This is a genomic window from Photobacterium sp. SKA34, assembly GCF_000153325.1.
In the GTDB taxonomy this organism is placed as follows: Bacteria; Pseudomonadota; Gammaproteobacteria; order Enterobacterales; family Vibrionaceae; genus Photobacterium.
The window spans coordinates 237,250-258,025 of the sequence record NZ_CH724144.1; the positions used below are offsets into that span (position 1 = coordinate 237,250).

Below are 20,776 nucleotides of genomic sequence, written 5' to 3' on the forward strand. Positions count from 1 at the left end.
GGATAACGCAAGGAGGTGTTGCCATGTTGTATAAAACACTATTAATCATTGTCACTTTATTATTGACTGTATTAGGGGTAAATGCTTTAGCGCATAGTCAGGGAGAATTACCTATTCTTGCCCTTGCGATCCCAGCATTATGGCTGCTACCTCAAGGTGGTGTTGCAGCATGGCTATTATTGCTTGGATTAGGTGCATTCGGTTACGTATTGCCTGAGCAGCCTGTCGCGTTGTCTGTCAGTTTATTTATGATGTTACCGATTTTGATGATTTCCACATCGCCTAAGGGATGTTGGCAATTAGGGTCATTGATGATCTCCATTGTATTAGCCATGAATGCAGGTTTAATGGCATTACAAGCGGAGGGTAAACTGCCGGGCTCTATTGGTGCGACTGTTATTCAAATTATTGGTATTGCTATTATTTGGTATGCTGCTAGAAGTTGGCGGCCGGTAGAAGGCAATACGTGGTGGCCGCTTTTACTCGTGGTCCCATTGTGGGTTGGTGGCATGGAGCATGCTGCATTATTAGCTTTATGTGTTATCGGTATTATTGCTGCACTTCAGTCTTTAAATAAATTGCACCTTGATGAATGGATTCCCAAATTGGCCTGTGTATTACCCGCTGTTGGTTTTGCCACGCTAGTCATCATGCCGCAATTTGATGTTGCTAACCCCATATTAGTGTCCTGGTTACTTGTTCTGGGGGGGGGGCTACTTGGTGAGTCTTTATTAGAAGATCCCGAGGAAGATGAGTAAGTTAAATGTATCAAGGTGATGGTTTTACTTTCAATATCTTAGTGTTTGGATAAATAACGCACACTTGAACGATTGTTGTTATATAACAACTTGCAATATCGATGCGCTTAATAGATAATCCTTCCCGTTCTCGCAAGAGACAAAGAATCTATGGAGGCCCCCATTGGTCCTCCCGCAACACTAACTTGTGAACTCGGCCAGGCCCGGAAGGGAGCAACCGCAGCAGGCGATGTGTGTGCCGGGATGTGGCTGGTGGGGGCTTCCACCCATCTGCGATTCCTGTTTTACCTATCTGTTTTATTTCCAACAAGCTATTTTAGAGACTTTGTGTTTTACAGGCTGTAAGTATAGCTACTGATAAGTTTCTCGTTTCTTTCTGAAATCTATTTCTATTTGCTACAGCAATATCGTATTAAGCTAAAGAGACTGATTCTGACTGGGTTGATGCTAAATTGACTAAACTATAATCATAAATCTTATGCTGATATACAATAGGTGCAAATAGGATCACAAAATAATAGTTAATGTGTAATTGTCTATAATTATTCATAGCAAATAACAAATAGCATGAGATAATAGTGCGAACTTTTTGTGATGAGACAACTAGTTAACAAGGTGTGGTTAAAAAGTGTTCAATTAATGCTTTATTTTTGTCAGTGAAAACGGCAGAATGGCCTCACATTTGAACTCGGTCACTCTATTTGAATTGAATTGTCATAAAACACATTGTTGTTTACCGAGTTGGTGATAATGTCTCGCCGCATTCCGAATTTATAAAGTAAAAGGTTACAAATATGTCTGATGTACCAGAGTCTGTTGCAAATGTTGCTGCTGTCGCTCAGCCGGTTGCTGAGTCTTCAGGTTCAGTTTGGGGTTATGTCGCAGGTGGCGTGGTTTTATTAATCATTGCCGGTATTTATGGTTATAAGAAAATTAACCAACCTGCATTTGTGATTAAGCAGGTACGTAAGAAAAACCTGAAAGAAATGAAAAAGCAGGGCATTGAAAACTCTGAGTTCATGGTAGATATGGATAAGCTACTAGAATCAATGCTTGCATACACGACTGAAAATAAAATGAAAGGTGGAGACGTTGTGACGTTGTTAAAGCCTTTAAATGATAAAGATCGTGTGAAAACACCAAAAGATATGTACAACTCTATGATTTATATTGCTAATGAAATTAAAGATGTGTCATTGGCTAAAGAGTTTAAAAATAAATCTAAGCAAGTGAAATCAAGCTCAGCATTAATGGCTGGCCTGTTAAAGCGTGCAGGTATCTAATTGATACTTAATATATATACGAAGGGCTGATTATTATCAGCCCTTTTTTTGTACTGTAATATGATAAAGTTTCAACGGGTTAAATATTAAGAGTAGGGCATGATACTTTAATGTAGCGCATCGTTGCCTATATTTATCCATTGTTTTTAGAACCTGTTAATTATGCTCTGTTTTAAATGCTATAAAACCGTAACGGCTAGTTGGAGCACTAAAGTAAAACCCTTGTGTAAAGTCAATCAACAAAGATTTTAGTGTATTTAACTGCGTCTCTGTCTCTACCCCTTCAGCGACTAACTTACATTGTAACTCTTCGCATAGTGAAGCGATATTATTAAAAATTAAGCTCTTTTAAGCTTGATAGGCTGGAATAACCCGTCCCAAAATCATCAAGAGCCCAACGAACGCCTAAGGTACGAAAACGCGGCATGATCTTATCTAATTTGATAAATGCATTGGTTGTGTTTTCTCTTTCTGTCATTTCAAAGACTAAGCCTTATTATAATGTCGGATTCTGCTTAATTAATAATATGACATCATCAACAAATCTGGGATCGTTAAGCATCGATAGAGTAACGTTTATAGAAACATAAAAATCATTATTTGAATGAGCTATTAAAGGCTTATCAATTGAAAGCTGTTTTAATAAATGTAAAGTTATCGGTTTTATTTTCCCATTTGATTCTACTCTTGTAATAAATTGATTCGGGGAAATTAATTGGGCATGACGATAAAGCCAGCGACAGAGTAATTCGGCTCCAATTACCTGATGAGTTTGATTACACACAATTGGTTGGTAATAAGGAATAAACTCATTATTTTTTAAATGAAAAGTTATTAGTTTGAATATAATTAATAATAAGGGTAATGAGCATGCATAGAATAAATATAAAAGCAGATAATGCGCCAATGCCTAATAATACTTGAGAAGATTTATCGCCAACAATTACTTTAAAAGGAAATTGAACAGAATGATATGACTTATGAAATAAGTATTTTTCTTATTATTAATTAGCATATTACCTTTATTGGTAACAACATAACCTCGAAGATAATCATCTGCATTATTTAACCAGTCATCCATATAGCTCGCGTTTATAAATAACTGGTAAAAGCCTTTTTTACCTTTAACAACAAGATGTAATTCATCGTTCTGATTAAGTGAGCTACGTTTGCGGTAAAGTAGTGGTAACTTATCTGTTTTAATCTTTTATTCAGGCTAGGTGATATTGGGATATGTAAAGAGATATTACGATCTGAATAGATGTAATGATTGTTTTGAAAATATGCGACACTTCGTAATGAACGAGATGAAAGAACCAATGTAATCAAATCATGCATACTTTTTGCGTCGGTTTGGTTTTCTGGTCGATGTAAAACACTATATATACGTTTATTTAAAGTTTGATTTAGTGCGATCGCAATATCTTTGCTTAAATGATCACACCTAATATCTAAATGTAATAGGCGTAGTAATTTAAATAGCTAACAAAGCTAATTGAAATATTTTTTACTATAAATAACATAATAAAATCTTTTTCACACCTTAATATAACGGCCAATCAAATAAATATTCCATTATGGTATATCATTACCATTTTAAATATTTGGTTAAGTCGATAAAAGATACTAATGGTGGCAAGTTGTATCTTTTATCTTTGGTGAAAAGTGAGCTAATTCATTAAAAATATGACGTCTATGCTTTGTTTTCAAAGTCTTTACGAACAATAGCTAAAGCTGAAAGAACGATCTCTGGGGCAATTTCATGACTCTCTAATAAATAGATCAAATCTACCGCGAGTTTTATTTCTTCTGGTGCATTCTCTAATGTATTTGTTGTTTGTTGGTTATCAGACATAATTTCTCTTTATCGCTATTTGTTGTGCACTAATAATGCTGCATGAATAAGTTGTAAGTGTAGCTCGACTAAATCTTGATGGTTTGTTCTATATCCACCACCGATGACTGCAGCTACTGGGATATTTTGTGCTTTAGATTGGGTCAAAATATAATGATCTCGTTGGTATAAACCTTGTTTAGAAATATCAAAATATCCCAGTTCATCGTGCTGGTGGATGTCAACGCCGGCATCGTATATCACCAAATCGGGTTGGTGCTGAGCCAGTAAAAGAGGAAGAATACCTTGCAATGCCGCGAGGTAATCATCTGTTGAAGTGTTTCTTTCTAAAGCAAGATCAATATCTGAATCAGGCTTACGAGCTGGGAAGTTTTTATCACAATGAACAGAGAAAGTAATAATGTTGGGATCATTGGCAAGTAGTGTTGCTGTGCCATCACCATGATGAACATCACAATCAATAATCATGACTTTGTCTATATGAGAATAAGATAAAGCATGTTTAGCTGCGATAGCTAAGTCATTAAATAGACAAAAACCACTCCCAAAGTCATGATGGGCGTGATGATAACCACCACTTAAATGAATGGCGATACCGTGCTCAAGTGCTAAATCAACAGTTAATTGCGTTCCACCTGTTGAGAGTAGGGTTCGAGTGATTAATTGATCGCTCCAAGGGAATCCGATACGGCGCATTTTTGCTGCTGGTAATCTGTTAAAGAGCAAGTCATCAACATATTCGCTATCATGAATGGCCTTAATTTTGGCAATATCAGATCTAATGGGTTGGTGAATACTTACCTTTTTACGTAATTCTGAGTGAAAAACAGCCTCAAACAGCAGTCGGTATTTATTAATTGGGTAACGATGCTTTTCTGGCAAGGTTAGAGCCGAGTATTGAGAATGATAAATAAGAGGAAGCATTGTTAGCCTTTTCTCTCTCTGTTACTGATGTCGGTTTCGATTTTGATCAAGGCTGCTTGGCAACGACTTATCCTACCTTCAAGCGCAAGAATTTCTTTTTGAAGCTGTTGCTGCTCAAATTGAGAAGCGCAGCGGCTAATTAATAATTCTTTATCACGAAGCATGGCTTTTAAGCGACGTTCCCAATCTTTATGTTGATTAAGATCTTGATATATTTCATTAATTGGTCTGCGCCAGCCTGCTTGGTTTTTTGGCTCTTTTTTACGAATGTTTAGTGTGGCTAATTCACGCTGGATAGCTTGAATTTGGCTCACGATTTTTTCACAGAGGTGCTGGGTTCTTGCGGGTAATAAGCGTCCGGCTTGTTGTTCTTTTTGTAATAATTGGAGCTCATTATGGACTTCATTAACACAGGGGGTAAGTAACTTGCTTCGTGTTTTAAATAGCGTTTCGTCAAACAGAGGCTTAAAGGATTCACCACGTTTACGGTCAACGTCAGCCGCTTGTAGCTTTAATTGTTCAATCAGTGAAATAAGACGAGATAAGTCAATCATAGAGAAACCTTGTATTACAAGCTAAGTTAGAACCAAGCTTGCCAAGCTAATTTAATCGCTAAAATTAAAACAACAGTTACAAAAACAGGTCGAATAAACTTTGCGCCAAAGCGTATTGCAGAATGAGCACCAATGTAAGCACCCAGCATTAAACATATCCCCATCGTTAAACCTAGTGCAAAATTGACTTGCCCTAAAACAATGAAAGTAACTAATGAAGTAATGTTACTGGTGAAATTCATCGCTTTTGCAAGGCCACATGCACGTAGCATGTCTAACCGATATAAAATCATGCTAGAAACTGTCCAAAAAGCGCCTGTACCTGGGCCTGCAACACCATCATAAAAACCGATACTTGTTCCTTGAAGCCATTGCTTAAGTTTTAGTATAGGGGTGACTGGGGGTAATACGTATTGCTCTTCTTTTGGCTGGGGATGCCAAATAGTATAGATAGCCACTGCAAAAATAAGTAAAGGTAGGCCTTTTTCTAGCCACTCGCTACTGATTAGATTAACAATTAAGGTGCCTGTTATTGCGCCAATAAATGTAGCGATAAAGGAAGCAAGCCAAAAGCGTGGTGAAAATAGGTTCTTTTTGTAATAAGTCCAAGCCGCTGTTGCAGAGGCAAAGCTTGCTGCAAGTTTATTGGTACCTAAAGCAATATGTGGCTGTAATCCTAGTGATAGCAAAGCAGGGACGGTGAGCATTCCGCCACCGCCTGCAACCGCATCTATAAAGCCAGCGGCGAGGGCAATAATACCGAGTATCAGTAAGGTACTCGGTTCTATCATCTCAATCATTAATTATTCTTTTTATTCATTTAGTTATATTCAATAACCCGTTTAAAAGGAGGTAGAGAGTCTAATAATGATTTTCCGTATCGACGGGTAATAATACGGCGGTCAAGTATCACTACTCTACCAGAGTCCTGCTCTTTTCGCAGTAAGCGACCGACGGATTGAATTAGCTTTTTACTGGCTTCTGGTACTGAAATTTGTAAGAAGGGGTTTCCGCCTCTACTTTCAATATATTCAGCGTGGGCTTCTTCTACTGGTGATGTAGGCACTGCAAACGGAATCTTGGTAATAATTAAATTCGTAAGTAAATCACCAGGTAAATCAAGACCTTCAGAAAAACTTCCGGTACCAAATAAGATGCTAGCTTTACCGTTCTTACAGTTTTCTTTATGTTTTTTTAGGGTTTCATTACGCGACTCTTCGCCTTGTACTAATAATTCCCATTTATTCATTTTCGCCAGCGGACGTAATGCATCGGCGACTTTATTCATTTGCCAATAAGAAGAGAACAACACCAAACTTGCGGTTTCACCTTCAAGGTATTCGGGTAATATTTCAATCAATAAGTCAGTAAACGCTTCGGCTTGTGGCTCCATTTTTAAAGAGGGGATCACTAATCGCGCATTATTTTGATAATCAAATGGAGATGCCAGTGCTAAAAAGCGCGTTCCATCAGATTCAGAAACACCAGCTTGACGGCAGAAGAAGTTAAATTGGTTTAAAGCACGCAAAGTTGCAGAAACTAAAATAGATCCTGCTGCTCGACTCCAAAGCAGCTGATCTAAACGATAACCGACTTCAAGTGGTGAAACTTCAATAATGTAGTCATTTTCCCGTTCAGGGCTTTTTTCTATCCAACGAGCTAACGGAGCACCTTTTTTATTGTTTGGTTGCGCCATCAGTGTCCAGACTTTTTCAAGATTTTCCACGCGTTGTAGATAAAAGCCCACCTCAGTTAATGCTTGCTCACCTAATCGAGGAACAATTTCGTTTTCTTTAGTCCGTTCGGAGATTAAATCTTGGATCTTGCCCAATGATTGCATGACCTTTTTACTGGCGTCTTTACAGCCTTTTGCTTCTTCTTCTAACCATTGTGGTAATTCACCATGCTCAAAACGATACACGCCATCTTTATTAAAAATAGCGGGATCAATATTGTTGGCAATCTGACTTAATGTTGGGATTAAGTGCTGGATGTTATCTTGTATTGCATTCTGAAAGCGATTAGCTTTTTGATAGTCAGCGAGCTCTGCGTATTTGCTAACATTTTGATTGAGTTTTTCAAGCCAACTTGCTGCGCCTTTCAAACTCGCTGCGGCTGATGAGAAGTCACGTGCGACTTGTGGCAGGTGGTGAGCCTCATCAATCACATAAATAGTTTGCTCTGGCTCAGGTAAGATGACACCACCACCTAGCTCAATATCTGCCATTAACAAAGCATGGTTAGCTACAATAACATCCGCTTTATCTAAGTGCTCCCGTGCTTTAGGAAAAGGGCATGTACGATGTTTAGGCATACCAGCATGACAGCTATGTTTATCCGCCATGATTTGCATCCAAACACGATCGGGAATCGTGGTCGGCCAACTGTCTCTATCGCCATCCCATTTATTTTGCTCGGTAGCCTTTAGCATTCGCTTTAGCAGATCGAGATCAGATTTTTTAGGTTTTTCTTCCCACATCGCGAGTTGAGGATCACCATCTGGTGAACAGCACGCTTCTAACTTATGGTTACAGCAATAGCGTTGACGTCCTTTGGCGAGAATAAAACTGAACTCTTTCGGGAATATTTGATTAAACAATGGGAGATCTTTATTGATTAACTGCTCTTGCAGCGCAACGGTTGCCGTCGATATCAATAGCTTTTTGTTATTGAATAACGCAAAAGGGATGCCGCCGAGCAAGTAGGCTAAAGATTTACCGATCCCTGTACCTGCTTCAGCCACCAACATTCGATTTTTCTTGTGGTATTCCCCAGCCAGCGTTTTTGCTATTTCTGACACCAAATAGTTTTGTGCGCGACGTGGAATAAAGTTATCTAGCTGTTTTCCTAAATTCTCATAGCACTGCTTGATATCGGTTTTTACTTGGCTGTGTAACATGGCTGAAATTTCATAATGGCAGGGGACGGCATTGTAGCATGAAGTATCGTTGTTCAAAGTGAATAACGTGGAGTGAGATGAAATTCAGGGCGATGAACTGTGCATAAATGATGTGTTTGCCTTAGTGCTGACATTTAAGAAACAAAGAGAACCTCCTCATAAAGTATTAAATGTGAAATTACAGGAAAGTTGATTATTGGGAATTTATTTGAGTGATTAGAACGATAAACGGAACCAAAATAATGGTTTTATTGTGCATTGGATCACGATTGCGAATAGAAATCTGCAATATTAAATACCATAAATGACGACTTATAACGATCGTCCATCCATAATGTCTTTTAAAGTTTAAATGGCTTGAGTATCTATTTTAGTGTTGGTTTTTTAGTTTTTTATTCTTTTTTTTTACACTTTTTAATAGTTTAAATAAAAGGTAAAGCGCCATTTGATAGTGTTTTTCATTTGTGTTTATTTTTCTTAACTTTCTGAAATTTAATGCTATTTATGTTTTTTTTGATTTTTTTTATGATATTTGACAAAAATATTGAACTTCTGTCAGGATGAAAAACACGAACACCAACTCCTTGTTAATTTAGTTTTTTATGTTTTAGAACTGTTGTGTAACAAGGAGAAAATAAACAGGAGTGCCGGGAATGGTTCTCCATAAATAAGATAAAGAAAGGCAGTGGACTTATCATGAAAAAAACTCTTCTAGCTCTTGCTGTACTAACAGCTGGTTCAGCAAATGCAGGCATCAACCTATATGATGCAAACGGTGTTAAAGTAGACCTATCTGGTGCTACTGAAGTTCAGTACCGTGAAGATTACGACCCATCCAAGGATGCTGAACTACGTATCGATGATGCTGACTTAGCAATTAACACAACTGTTGCGATATCTGAGCAATTAAACGTAGTTGCTGGTACTGCTTTTGAATACGAAGATGGTGATGTTCGTAACGATGAGCTATGGGCTGGCTTTGGTGGTGATTTCGGAACACTAACATTTGGTCGTCAATACTTGATTTCTGATGATTCAGGTGTTGGTAAAGATTACGAGTTAGGCTCTGAGAGCGTCGATTTCGTTCAAACGAACGGTAACGAAGTAATTAAATACGTATACGATAACGGTACATTCTACTTCGGTGCATCTCACGATCTTAAAGATAGCGGTGATGTCGTTGATAAAGATGGTAATGTATTTGCTAATGATGACACATCTATTACTGACGCACGTATCGGTTACCGTGTAGCAGGCCTTGATGCACGCGTTTACTACTACACGGGTGACCACGTAGCTGGTACTACTTTCGATAAAGATGGTTATGTTGATGTTGATGGTTACAACGTAGAAGCTGAGTATGGTTTCGGTTCAGTTGGTCTAGCAGCATCTTTCGGACAAGTTAAATATAAAAACGCATATGGTGTAGACCTTCTTCGCGCTAATGTTTACCAAGTTGCAGCAGATTACACAATCGACAAAACAACATTTGCGATTGGTTACAACAACTACGATCGCCGTGATGAGGCTGGTGACAACTACGCTGTTTACGCTAACGTAACTCAGCAGCTTCACAGCAACGTTAAAGTATACGCAGAAATTGGTAATACAGACGCTAAGTTTGACGGCCGTGATGCAGACTTCGGTTACGTAGCTGGTATGGAAGTTAAATTCTAATTATAGAGTTTACTGCTAATAAGCCGCCATTTGGCGGCTTTTTTATTATTACGTTTTTTCTATAGCTATTGATATAAATTGCTATAGAAAGAGTTTAATGATCCAACGCTGTATATAAGGGATATAAAATGAAAAAAATATTATTGTTAGTCGCATTATTTTCTGGTGTGGTGAATGCTGCAACCTTATCTGTTGGCAATAAAATTGAATTGTTAGTGATTGATGGAAAAGCCGTGAAAACAGAACGCTTTAAAAAAGCGGATAGTGTTGAACTTTCTGCTGGTAAACATCAAGTGGTTTTTCGCTTTGATGGCGAAGTGAAGCGTGGTTCAAAAACAACAATCTATACAACGCGTCCATATCTAGCTGATATCAATATGACTTCGCAAGATGCTGAAATTACTTTGCCTCGTTTAACCACAGAATCACAAGCAAAAGCATATTTTGACCGCGATCCAAAATGGATATTAGAGACTGAAGATGGTCAGAAACTATCGTTAGATGCTGTTGAACTGATAGGTGAAGGTTTTGGAGCGTACAGTGACATGCCTGCTCTTGTGGCTGAATATAATAAAAACAACGGTATTATCATTGAAAACGGTAACCCTGTTGATTTACAAAAAACAGTGGTAGAAGTTGACGATAAAACAGGAAAAGTTCAGATCACAGGTGATGCATTAACGCAATTAAAGTTATGGTATACCAAAGCATCTCAAGACGATAAAAAAGCGTTTAAAATTTGGATGGCAGAGCACGATTTTAATTAATACGAGTGCGAGTTCGTAAAAAGAAAAAGGCAGCGACTATCGCTGCCTTTGCTATATATTTCATTTGTTAATGAAGATCAGTCGTGGTGATAACGGCTATGTTCTCGGCATGCTTTACAACGAGGTTGTGCCGGATCTTGTTCTAAATCACTGTATTCAATTTCTTCTTCACAATCAGTACATAAACCATACATACCTAGTGTAAATGAGCAAACTGCAGCATCTACTTTTTCAAGGCGAATCGCAGTATCAAAAAGAGCTGGAATAAATGATGCTTTCGCCATCGCAATCAAGTCGTTAAGCTCTGCATCATTAATTTTTGCAGGATCAGTAACTAGGCTATTGAGCTGTATTTTATTTTTTAATTCTTCCGCTAGGGTTAAAAACTCTGTATTTAGCGGGCTCTGAAATTGTTGATAATTCATGTCTACCATTGCCGTAATGATTGATTCAATAGAGGAAATTAAACATCACTGTCATTAATTATGGGGATTGATATGAAATAAGAGAGCAGCGAGAAATTTCAAACATCAGCGAATACCCCAAGTTCAGTTTTAGTTTAGGCGATATTCATTGTTGAGTTGTGATTTGAATCAAGTCTTAGTCTAAATTTATATCAATAACCCTATTTTATTTCGGTTTTTGCTAAAAAAATTATCAGATGAAATGTTATATTAACAATCGCAAAGAAAAAACAACAACTGCAACGCCTCCGTTATAGCACTGTCAATTATCTTATATAAGAAACTAGAGATAGATCTTGGATTTAAAGGCTCGTATAGCGCGAAATACTTCTTTGGTTTGTTGTTAGTACTCGCTTACCTACCTTGCCTGAGATTCTGACTTCACTTGGGATTATATTAAACTAGGTTAGCTCTATGATTAATTTGCTTTTTTATCAGTTATTATCTGATTTATAAGTCTTAATCATCGCTATAATAATGTTATCTCTTGCTTCAATATAGAGGTAGCAATGGATACAAGGAATAGCGCAATAATGCGACAGAATGTCAATTTGAAAACAAGAGTTGTTTCATCTTTATATGTTGTTACAGGAGCAACCTGTGTTGTCTTAGGCGTGATAGGAATTTTTTTACCACTGTTGCCCACAACCCCATTTTTACTGCTAGCCAGTGCGTGTTTTATGCGAGGTTCACCGCGTTTAAACCACTGGCTACGTCATCATCCTACCTTTGGACCGATTTTAGATAATTGGTATCAGCATCGCGCGGTCTCTTCTACAGTAAAACGTCGTGGCAACATCATGATAGTGTGTAGTTTTGCACTGTCTATTTTTCTTGTGCCTTTATGGTGGCATAAAGTGATGCTGTTGATTATGGCGATGACATTGCTCTTTTTCTTTAATAGGTTGACAGTAATTGATAAAACAATGGCTGGAGAGCTAGTTGCTGACAAACAGGAAAACCAATAAACTGCATCAATAATTCATGACAGATAATTTTGATATTTATCTGCCGGAGTTGATGATATTGCCTGCGATTTAGTTGGCATTTTATTTCTCGCTTGATACTTATCAGCATTGTGAAAGCACGGAAACGATTATGAACCAAGAAACACTTAACTTGATTAAAAATAGTATTAAATCAATTCAAGATTACCCAAAACCGGGTATCTTATTCCGTGATGTGACGAGCTTGATGGAACAACCAGAAGCTTACCGTGCAACGATTGCTATTTTAGCTGAAAAGTATAAAGATCAGGGGATTACAAAAATTATCGGAACTGAAGCGCGCGGTTTTTTGTTTGGTGCACCATTAGCATTAGAACTGGGTGTTGGTTTTGTGCCTGTTCGTAAGCCAGGTAAACTACCGCGTGAAGTGATTGCTGAAAGTTACGAGTTAGAATACGGCAAAGATACACTAGAAATTCATAAAGATGCGATTAAACCTGGCGATCGCGTATTGCTTGTTGATGATTTATTGGCAACAGGTGGCACCATTGAAGCGACAACGAATTTAGTGCGTCGTTTAGGTGGTATTGTCGATGATGCTGCTTTTGTTATTAACTTGCCTGACATTGGCGGTGAAGCGCGTCTGCAAGGTTTAGGCTTAAATGTGTATGCTATTTGTGACTTTCCAGGTCACTAAGTATAAATAGAGCAATGAGCAGTAAGTAAGCCAGCTGTTTACTTACTGTTTAGTTGCTTAATGATTGTTCTCTCAATTATCTCTGCTCTCGCTCCAAAATACGCAATATGCTAGCATTAGCACAGGTTTCACCATCAATACATCATGTTTTACTATTTCTCTTATTTTCTACGAACTATTTGTTTTATGTGTACCTAAAATAAGGTTTAGAGAATAATAGAAATAGAGGCGAGTGTATTCATAAGACGCTGTCTAGATAGAGTAAGGTAGTTATTAATGAGTTATCAGGTTCTGGCCCGTAAATGGCGTCCATCTCAGTTTTCTGATGTGGTTGGTCAGTCACATGTGTTGACAGCCTTAGGCAATGCGTTAACGCAAAATCGCCTTCATCATGCTTACTTGTTCAGTGGCACTCGTGGTGTGGGTAAAACAACCATCGCGCGCATTTTCGCCAAAGGACTGAACTGTGAAGAAGGGATCACAGCAACCCCCTGTGGTAAATGTGCAACGTGTCGTGAAATTGACGAAGGACGCTTTGTTGATCTATTAGAGATTGATGCGGCGTCTCGTACTAAAGTAGAAGATACTCGTGAACTGCTCGATAACGTTCAGTATAAGCCTGCTCGTGGACGCTTTAAAGTGTACTTGATCGATGAAGTACATATGTTATCTCGCCACAGTTTCAATGCTTTATTAAAAACGTTAGAAGAGCCACCGGAGTACGTTAAATTTATTTTAGCAACAACTGATCCTCAAAAGTTGCCGGTTACGATTTTATCTCGTTGTTTGCAGTTTCATTTAAAGCACCTTGATCATCAACAAATTCAAACGCAATTAGAAAAAGTACTCACAGAAGAAAAAGTGGAGTATGAAGCTAAAGCATTAAGCTTATTAGCGCGCGCTGCTGAAGGTAGTATGCGTGATGCGTTAAGTTTAACGGATCAAGCTATTGCTTTAGGGAATGGTCAAGTCGGCATTGATAATGTCGCGACAATGCTTGGCACATTAGATACAGATCAAGCGTTATTCTTACTTGAAGCTGTCGCGCAAGCAAATGCAAATATTGCGATGAACAGCTTACAAGAACTGGCGAATATTGGCGTTGAATGGGACAGTTTACTGCGTGAATTAGCCAGTCAATTACACCGTGTCGCCATGTATCAAGCTTTACCTGCGAGTTTAGATGATGCGTTGCCTGATGCTGAGCGTATCAGTTTGTTAAGCCAACTGATGACACCACAAGATGTGCAACTATGCTATCAAATTGCGGTGCAAGGTCGTCAAGATTTAGGCTATGCCCCTGATGGTCGAACTGGACTTGAAATGGTGCTATTGCGTATGTTGGCATTTAGACCTGTTGTTTCATCAGGGATCCAGCCACAAGCGATCAATGTTCCTAATACTCAACCTGTGGCTGCAGTACCAGCGGTGAATCCTAATCCCACAGGGCAGCAAGGTGTTTCACGTGTACAAGCGTTAAAAGCGCAAATGCAAGCTTCGCATACTGAGCCTGTATCTCAAGTCGCAACACAACAAATACAGCAACAACCCAATGCTGCTTTTAATCCAGAGATGAATATGGCTCCAATGCAGCCACATTCTGTGATGCCAGAACCTCAGGTCGCATCAGCTCAGCCAAGTGCTCAATCGCAACCTGTTACGCCACAACGTTCTCAAGCACCAGTACAACAGGTATCGCAACCGATGAGTGTGCCTGAATCACCGATTGAAGCATCACGTTCAGGTTCAGCGGCCAGTGGGTTATTGGCGGCACGTAATAGATTACGCAGCCAGAAACAGCGTGGTCATAGTGATACACAGGATGGATCTGTAAAAAAGATTCCAACGACGTCAGCTAAAAAAGTCGCTACTTCCGTATTAGATCGCGTTGCGAGTAAGCAAAAATCGATGCCTACGAGTGCTTCACGTGCGATGCCGACGTCGAATCTTCCTGCAGAGCAGCAAGAGAAAGAAGATCAAGAATACCGTTGGAAACCGACAGCAAAACCTGATGTTGAAGAGGTTAAAAAAGTCGATGTTGCTCCACGTGTTTTAAAGAAAGCACTAGAGCACGAAAAAACACCTGAAATGACAAAAATACTTGTCAATGAAGCGGCAAATCAGGATAGTTGGGCAAACTTAGTGACGCAGTTGGATGTGGGGAAATTAATCCAGCAGCTAGCCTTGAATTCTTCTTTTGAGCAGCAAGGTGAGCAAATCACATTGCATTTACGCGCATCGCAACAGCATTTAAATGGTGAGCGTGCTAAAGAACAATTATGTAGTGCATTAAGTTCCGTATTAGGACACTCAGTCATGTTGAATATCGTACTGGGTGAAGAAGGAAAAACACCGTTAGAATTACGTGAAGAGCTATATCAACAAAAGTTGTTACAAGCAAAACAGAGCTTAGATAATGATCAAAATGTGATGTTTATTTGTCAGCGCTTTGCAGCTCAACTGGATGAAGACAGTGTTCGACCAATTTAAAGGTTTTTAACCAGACCAAGATAGAGAGAGAAAAGATATGTTTGGTAAAGGTGGCATGGGTAACATGATGAAGCAGGCGCAACAGATGCAAGAGCGCATGCAGAAGATGCAAGAAGAAGTAGCGAACATGGAAGTAACTGGTGAATCAGGTGCAGGCCTTGTTAAAGTTACTATCACTGGTAGCCACAGTGTTCGTCGTGTTGAAATTGACGAAAGTCTAATGGAAGATGACAAAGACATGCTAGAAGATCTTATCGCAGCTGCATTTAACGATGCTGCTCGTCGTATCGAAGAAACACAAAAAGAAAAAATGGCTTCAGTAACTGGCGGTATGAATCTACCTGCTGGCTTTAAAATGCCATTCTAATTAATGCGTACCAGTCACTTACTGGAGCATTTAATGGAAGCTTTACGCTGTCTACCCGGGGTTGGCCCTAAGTCAGCACAGCGTATGGCTTTTAGTTTGCTACAGCGTAATCGTCAAGGTGGTTTACAGCTTGCAGATGCACTCAGTCAGGCAATGACTGAAATTGGACATTGCCGTGATTGTCGAACATTTACTGAAGATGATGTTTGTGCCATTTGTGAGAACCCTCGCCGTCAAGAAAACGGATTAATTTGTGTTGTTGAAAGTCCTGCGGATATTGTCGCAGTAGAAGCAACAGGGCAATTTTCTGGCCGTTATTTTGTTTTGATGGGGCACTTGTCACCACTTGATGGTATTGGACCTTCAGATATTGGTCTTGACCGTCTTGAAAATCGATTACAGCATGAAAATATCAGTGAAATAATTCTTGCAACTAACCCGACGGTTGAAGGGGAAGCCACAGCGCATTATATTGCTGAGTTATGTCATGAATATGATGTACCAGCGAGCCGTATTGCTCACGGTGTACCTGTGGGTGGTGAGTTAGAGCTTGTTGATGGCACGACATTATCGCACTCATTAGCAGGGCGTCAGCGTTTATAGTTTGTCGAGAATAAATAAAAACCGCGCTAATATAGCGCGGTTTTTTTATACTTGATTAAAGTCTGTATTTTTACAGCGAGTAAAGAATATTTGAGCCGTAGGTTAAACTGGTTAATAACAGTGAATTTTTGTTGATCACATCAATCCGACGGCTTTCTTGCGCATTCATTCTGAAAATATCTTTTACAACATTAAGTTGTTTATCATCAAAATCAATATTTGTACCAGATGTTACGTCTTTAAACTCTGTTGGCTCAGTGAGCAGATAGCCACCACTGACATCCCATTGACCAGATTCAGAAATATGAATCTTTACGGGAATTGGTTTCTCACTATAAAGCTCTAACGTCGTAATACGTGAATAGGTATGGTTAGGCAAATACACCATATTACTGTTTTGTTTTACTTTACGTAATGTACCTAAATTATCGAGTTGTGTTGGCTCAATACGACTAAATGTCGTACTTTGCCATTCTCGCGACATCAGTAGTTGTTCTTGCTTGTAATCAGTTGAAAAATAAACCCAACTACAAACAGTAATAGAAATAGCAAGGATCCCAAAAGGCCAATAATTACGAATAATATGAGAGAAGCTAATAGGAGTATTTACTGGCATAATTTCACATTATCCTCATGGCTAGTCAGTAAACGTAAGGTGACGTTTTCCATTGGTACACTACTGCTATGTAAGTAATTCAAATACAGTTGATTATTTTGTCCACCAGTGACGATAACTTCGGTTGGTTTACCTTCATCTTGATGATTTTTCAAATAATCACTTACGCAACTACTGATCATATTATTCCAATTTTTCATCACTGGATTACTGATTGGCGTATAAATTTTTACGCCCTCAACTTGAAGAAGTGGACGAAAAGCTGCCGATTTTGGTGGCATACTTAAATTAACAGCAATCGGTAATATTAAGGCGATTATCAGTGCTATCCAACCAAACCAGGTTACCTTCGGTTTGGTTTCTATCGAGGGTGGTATAGATGGTTCAGGATCTGTTATTTGTTCAACGAGCTCGCTATCTTTAACATCAATACTTTGTGTATCAATAGGGGGAATATGCTCTGGATGCGCTAAGGTTTCTTGCGGTACATTATTATAATCAGTATCTTCTTCATTGACATAGGTCTCAACAGTGGCAATGATTTGGTAACCACGTTTGGGCACAGTTTTTACAAATGCAGGCGACTTAGTTGAGTCTTTTAGTGCTTTACGCAGTGTTGAAATAGCTTGAGTTAAGCTTGAGTCATCTACTTCAAAGCCTTGTTCACGCCAAACATAATCGTGAATACGCTGGCGAGTAATAATGAGGCTTGGATCTTCGATTAGAAGACTCAAGGCACGGCTTTCATTACTACCCAAACGAATTAACTCATTACTTTCCAGCTTATCAATCAAACTGTTATCGTTTGGATCAAAAATGAATCGTTGTCCGATTAAAAACTTTTTTGAGTGTGTAGGCATTTATCTAACCTTAGCAATGGTCTTCTAATTATTCATTGTTCTATAAGTTTGCTGAATGGTTTCTTAATCTAAAAATATAAAACGGAATCTGAAAAAATATAAAAAATAAAAAACGTGCTATTTTAGGTTGAAATTATGCTGTTTGACCATATTTATCTTAAAAATAACACCTAACAATTTTCCATGGAGTAGAGATGAGCAATCAAGTAGTTGATAAAAATAAGGAAACTCGTGGTTTTCAGTCGGAAGTAAAACAATTACTTCACCTAATGATCCATTCACTTTACTCGAATAAAGAGATTTTCTTACGTGAATTGATCTCAAATGCGTCTGATGCGGCAGATAGGCTACGTTTTAAAGCCTTATCACAGTCTGATTTGTATGGTGACGATTCTAACTTATGCGTTAAGTTATCAATCAATGAACAAGCGGGTACATTAACTATTAGTGATAATGGTATCGGTATGACTCGTGAGCAGGCGATTGAGCATTTAGGCACAATTGCTAAATCAGGTACGAAAGAATTCTTCTCTCAGCTAAAAGAAGATGAAAGTAAAGATTCGCAGCTGATTGGTCAGTTTGGTGTGGGTTTCTACTCAGCGTTTATTGTGGCTGATTCAGTAACAGTTAATACACGTGCGGCTGATGCTGCGGTAGATGAAGCGGTAAGTTGGCAGTCGGCTGGTGAAGGTGATTACAGCATTGAAACCATCACTAAAGCGAATCGTGGTACAGATATTATCTTGCACCTACGTGAAGATGATAAAGAATTCCTAAATGAGTATCGCTTACGTGAGATCGTTGGTAAGTATTCAGATCATATTGGTATTCCTGTTCTTATTCAAACCGAAGAAAAAGATGAAGAAGGTAAAGTAACAGGAACAAAGTGGGATCAGATTAATAAAGCCCAAGCATTGTGGACACGTAATAAGTCCGATATCAGTGAAGAAGAATATAAAGAGTTCTACAATCACGTTGCGCATGATTACGCAGAGCCATTGGTATGGTCACATAACCGTGTTGAAGGTAAGCAAGATTACACAAGCTTGCTTTACATTCCATCGACAGCACCTTGGGATCTGAATAATCGTGATGGTCAGCATGGCTTAAAACTGTATGTACAACGTGTATTTATTATGGATGATGCGCAACAGTTCATGCCGACATACCTTCGCTTCGTACGCGGTCTAATTGATTCAAATGATCTGCCACTAAATGTATCGCGAGAAATCCTACAAGATAACAAGGTGACACAAGCGCTACGTAAAGCGTGTACTAAGCGTGTGTTGCAAATGCTTGAGCGTATGGCGAAAAATGATGCTGAGAAGTATCAGACGTTCTGGAAAGCGTTTGGTCAGGTATTAAAAGAAGGTTTAGCTGAAGATTCTGCGAATCGTGAAAAAATTGCTAACTTGTTGCGCTTTAGCTCAACAGAAAGTGATTCACAAGAGCAAAGAGTATCGCTTGCCGATTACGTTAGCCGCATGAAAGAAAACCAAGATAAGATCTTTTATCTAACCGCAGATAATTTCAATGCTGCGAAACATAGCCCACACCTAGAGCAATTCCGTGCAAAAGGTTTGGAAGTGATTTTGATGTACGATCGTATTGATGAATACCTAATGGGTCACTTACCAGAATTTGAAGGTAAGCAGTTCCAAGCTATTACCAAATCAGATCTTGATCTTTCAAGCTTTGATGATGAAGAAGTAAAAGAAAAGCAAAAAGAGGCTGAAAAAGAATTTGCTTCAGTGACTGAACGTACTAAAGGTTACCTTGGTTCACGTGTAAAAGATGTACGTGCAACGTTCAAACTTCATGACACACCAGCTGTTGTTGTGACAGATGAAAACGAAATGGGTACTCAAATGGCGAAACTGCTAGCAGCAGCAGGCCATGATGCGCCAGAGGTTCAATACATTTTTGAACTAAATCCAGAGCATGCATTGGTTAAGAAAATGGCTGATGAAGTGGATGAAGAAGTGTTTGGTCGTTGGGTTGAATTCTTGCTAGGTGAAGCGATGTTGGCTGAGCGCGGTACGATGGAAGACCCTTCACAGTTCCTTGCTGCTATTAACAAGTTGCTGATTAAATAACCAAACAACTTACTTATATCAAATAGTATTCTGATAAAGCATGTAAACCAAGCCCAGTGATTGTACTGGGCTTGCGAGTCTTGCTTATTCAGTGTATTTTCACTTTTTGCAAAAATTCCACTCTATTAAAGGGGATCACAATGCGCATCATTCTTCTGGGCGCTCCAGGTGCAGGTAAAGGTACTCAAGCTCAATTCATTATGGAAAAGTTTGGTATTCCTCAAATTTCAACTGGTGACATGCTACGTGCTGCAATCAAAGCAGGTACTGAGCTAGGCAAACAAGCGAAATCAGTGATCGATGCAGGTCAATTGGTATCTGACGATATCATTCTTGGTCTTGTAAAAGAGCGTATTGCGGCAGATGATTGTGCAAAAGGCTTCCTACTAGATGGTTTCCCACGCACAATTCCTCAAGCTGATGGCCTAAAAGAAAACGGCGTTAACGTTGATTACGTTATCGAGTTTGATGTGGCTGACGATGTGATCGTTCAGCGTATGGCGGGTCGTCGTGCTCACCTTGCTTCTGGTCGTACTTACCACGCTGTTTATAACCCACCAAAGGTTGAAGGTAAAGATGACGTAACAGGCGAAGAGCTTGTTATCCGTGAAGATGACAAAGAAGAAACAGTTCGTGCACGTCTAAACGTATATCACACGCAAACTGCACCACTTATCGAGTACTACGGTAAAGAAGCAGAAGCAGGCAACACTAAGTACCTTAAGTTCGACGGTACACTCCCTGTTGCTGAAGTTAGCGCTGCGCTAGAAAAAGCATTAGCTTAATATTGTTGTTGGCTATGGTACACGTTCACGTGTTTACCGCTTAGCTTTCCAAGCAGTTACAAAAGCAGCTCTTTAATTAGCAGTTTAGGATTAAGAAAAGGAGAGCTTATGCTCTCCTTTTTTATTGTATTTTT

Annotated in this window: 19 protein-coding genes, 1 other RNA gene and 1 pseudogene; 12 read left to right on the top strand and 9 right to left on the bottom strand. The window is 39.0% G+C overall.

The genetic code is table 11. The features are described from left to right. The first annotated feature begins 23 nt into the window (after positions 1 to 23). The 3 genes from SKA34_RS17435 to SKA34_RS17440 all read left to right on the top strand — a co-directional run bounded on the left by SKA34_RS17435 (position 24) and on the right by SKA34_RS17440 (position 2,041). Positions 24 to 758, top strand: a complete 735-nt coding sequence (locus SKA34_RS17435; RefSeq protein ID WP_006646833.1) for a hypothetical protein — start codon at positions 24 to 26, stop codon at positions 756 to 758. 161 nt (positions 759 to 919) lie between these two features. Continuing rightward, an RNA gene (ffs, locus tag SKA34_RS22670) (signal recognition particle sRNA small type) lies at positions 920 to 1,016 on the top strand. Between the two features lie 536 nt (positions 1,017 to 1,552). Continuing rightward, a complete protein-coding gene (locus SKA34_RS17440; protein WP_006646834.1) occupies positions 1,553 to 2,041 on the top strand; it encodes a hypothetical protein in 489 nt (162 codons plus the stop codon). Between the two features lie 156 nt (positions 2,042 to 2,197). On the opposite strand, the pseudogene SKA34_RS23715 reads toward SKA34_RS17440, so the two are convergent. The 6 genes and pseudogenes from SKA34_RS23715 to dinG form a co-directional block, all read right to left on the bottom strand. Continuing rightward, positions 2,198 to 2,825: pseudogene (locus SKA34_RS23715) on the bottom strand (EAL domain-containing protein). A 909-nt stretch (positions 2,826 to 3,734) separates the two neighbouring features. Further along, positions 3,735 to 3,896, bottom strand: coding sequence for a pleiotropic regulatory protein RsmS (rsmS, locus tag SKA34_RS22675; protein ID WP_006646836.1), 162 nt, complete (start codon positions 3,894 to 3,896; stop codon positions 3,735 to 3,737). A 15-nt stretch (positions 3,897 to 3,911) separates the two neighbouring features. After that, positions 3,912 to 4,820 carry a histone deacetylase gene (locus tag SKA34_RS17450; RefSeq protein WP_006646837.1) on the bottom strand — a complete coding sequence of 303 codons (909 nt, stop codon included), beginning with the start codon at positions 4,818 to 4,820 and terminating at the stop codon, positions 3,912 to 3,914. A 2-nt stretch (positions 4,821 to 4,822) separates the two neighbouring features. Continuing rightward, positions 4,823 to 5,374 carry a primosomal replication protein PriC gene (priC, locus tag SKA34_RS17455; protein WP_006646838.1) on the bottom strand — a complete coding sequence of 184 codons (552 nt, stop codon included), beginning with the start codon at positions 5,372 to 5,374 and terminating at the stop codon, positions 4,823 to 4,825. A gap of 26 nt (positions 5,375 to 5,400) precedes the next feature. Continuing rightward, complete coding sequence (locus tag SKA34_RS17460) at positions 5,401 to 6,174, bottom strand: TSUP family transporter (RefSeq protein WP_006646839.1); 774 nt, start codon at positions 6,172 to 6,174, stop codon at positions 5,401 to 5,403. Between the two features lie 20 nt (positions 6,175 to 6,194). Then, positions 6,195 to 8,273: an ATP-dependent DNA helicase DinG gene (gene dinG / locus SKA34_RS17465; protein ID WP_006646840.1), complete on the bottom strand. Its 2,079-nt coding sequence runs from the start codon at positions 8,271 to 8,273 to the stop codon at positions 6,195 to 6,197. Between the two features lie 696 nt (positions 8,274 to 8,969). On the opposite strand from dinG, the gene SKA34_RS17470 reads away from it, so the two are divergent. Both SKA34_RS17470 and SKA34_RS17475 read left to right on the top strand, forming a co-directional pair. After that, positions 8,970 to 9,950: a porin gene (locus SKA34_RS17470; protein ID WP_006646841.1), complete on the top strand. Its 981-nt coding sequence runs from the start codon at positions 8,970 to 8,972 to the stop codon at positions 9,948 to 9,950. 128 nt (positions 9,951 to 10,078) lie between these two features. Further along, a complete protein-coding gene (locus tag SKA34_RS17475) occupies positions 10,079 to 10,717 on the top strand; it encodes a DUF2057 domain-containing protein (RefSeq protein ID WP_006646842.1) in 639 nt (212 codons plus the stop codon). Between the two features lie 77 nt (positions 10,718 to 10,794). Here SKA34_RS17475 and SKA34_RS17480 read toward each other — a convergent pair whose 3' ends face one another. Further along, the gene (locus SKA34_RS17480) at positions 10,795 to 11,142 is read right to left on the bottom strand and encodes a hypothetical protein (protein ID WP_006646843.1); all 348 of its coding nucleotides are present in this window, start codon (positions 11,140 to 11,142) and stop codon (positions 10,795 to 10,797) included. 572 nt (positions 11,143 to 11,714) lie between these two features. On the opposite strand from SKA34_RS17480, the gene SKA34_RS17485 reads away from it, so the two are divergent. From SKA34_RS17485 to recR, 5 genes are all read left to right on the top strand, one after another. Next, positions 11,715 to 12,149 carry a YbaN family protein gene (locus SKA34_RS17485; RefSeq protein ID WP_006646844.1) on the top strand — a complete coding sequence of 145 codons (435 nt, stop codon included), beginning with the start codon at positions 11,715 to 11,717 and terminating at the stop codon, positions 12,147 to 12,149. Positions 12,150 to 12,279: 130 nt separating this feature from the next. Beyond that, positions 12,280 to 12,825 (top strand): adenine phosphoribosyltransferase, encoded by a 546-nt coding sequence (gene apt, locus SKA34_RS17490; RefSeq protein WP_006646845.1) that lies wholly within the window; start codon positions 12,280 to 12,282, stop codon positions 12,823 to 12,825. Positions 12,826 to 13,101: 276 nt separating this feature from the next. Next, positions 13,102 to 15,315: a DNA polymerase III subunit gamma/tau gene (dnaX, locus tag SKA34_RS17495; protein ID WP_006646846.1), complete on the top strand. Its 2,214-nt coding sequence runs from the start codon at positions 13,102 to 13,104 to the stop codon at positions 15,313 to 15,315. Positions 15,316 to 15,352: 37 nt separating this feature from the next. Next, on the top strand, positions 15,353 to 15,682 hold the full coding sequence (locus tag SKA34_RS17500; RefSeq protein WP_006646847.1) for a YbaB/EbfC family nucleoid-associated protein: 330 nt from the start codon (positions 15,353 to 15,355) through the stop codon (positions 15,680 to 15,682). Positions 15,683 to 15,685: 3 nt separating this feature from the next. Next, complete coding sequence (gene recR, locus SKA34_RS17505; protein WP_005370467.1) at positions 15,686 to 16,285, top strand: recombination mediator RecR; 600 nt, start codon at positions 15,686 to 15,688, stop codon at positions 16,283 to 16,285. 70 nt (positions 16,286 to 16,355) lie between these two features. On the opposite strand, the gene SKA34_RS17510 is transcribed toward recR, so the two are convergent. Next, the gene (locus tag SKA34_RS17510) at positions 16,356 to 16,901 is read right to left on the bottom strand and encodes a regulatory protein ToxS (RefSeq protein WP_006646848.1); all 546 of its coding nucleotides are present in this window, start codon (positions 16,899 to 16,901) and stop codon (positions 16,356 to 16,358) included. Beyond that, positions 16,892 to 17,761 (bottom strand): transcriptional regulator, encoded by an 870-nt coding sequence (locus tag SKA34_RS17515; RefSeq protein ID WP_006646849.1) that lies wholly within the window; start codon positions 17,759 to 17,761, stop codon positions 16,892 to 16,894. Before SKA34_RS17515 ends, SKA34_RS17510 begins: the two co-directional genes overlap by 10 nt. A gap of 194 nt (positions 17,762 to 17,955) precedes the next feature. Here SKA34_RS17515 and htpG point away from each other — a divergent pair, with 194 nt between their 5' ends. Continuing rightward, positions 17,956 to 19,857, top strand: a complete 1,902-nt coding sequence (gene htpG / locus SKA34_RS17520; protein WP_006646850.1) for a molecular chaperone HtpG — start codon at positions 17,956 to 17,958, stop codon at positions 19,855 to 19,857. A 140-nt stretch (positions 19,858 to 19,997) separates the two neighbouring features. Further along, positions 19,998 to 20,642, top strand: coding sequence for an adenylate kinase (gene adk, locus SKA34_RS17525; protein ID WP_006646851.1), 645 nt, complete (start codon positions 19,998 to 20,000; stop codon positions 20,640 to 20,642). Positions 20,643 to 20,776 lie beyond the last annotated feature (134 nt).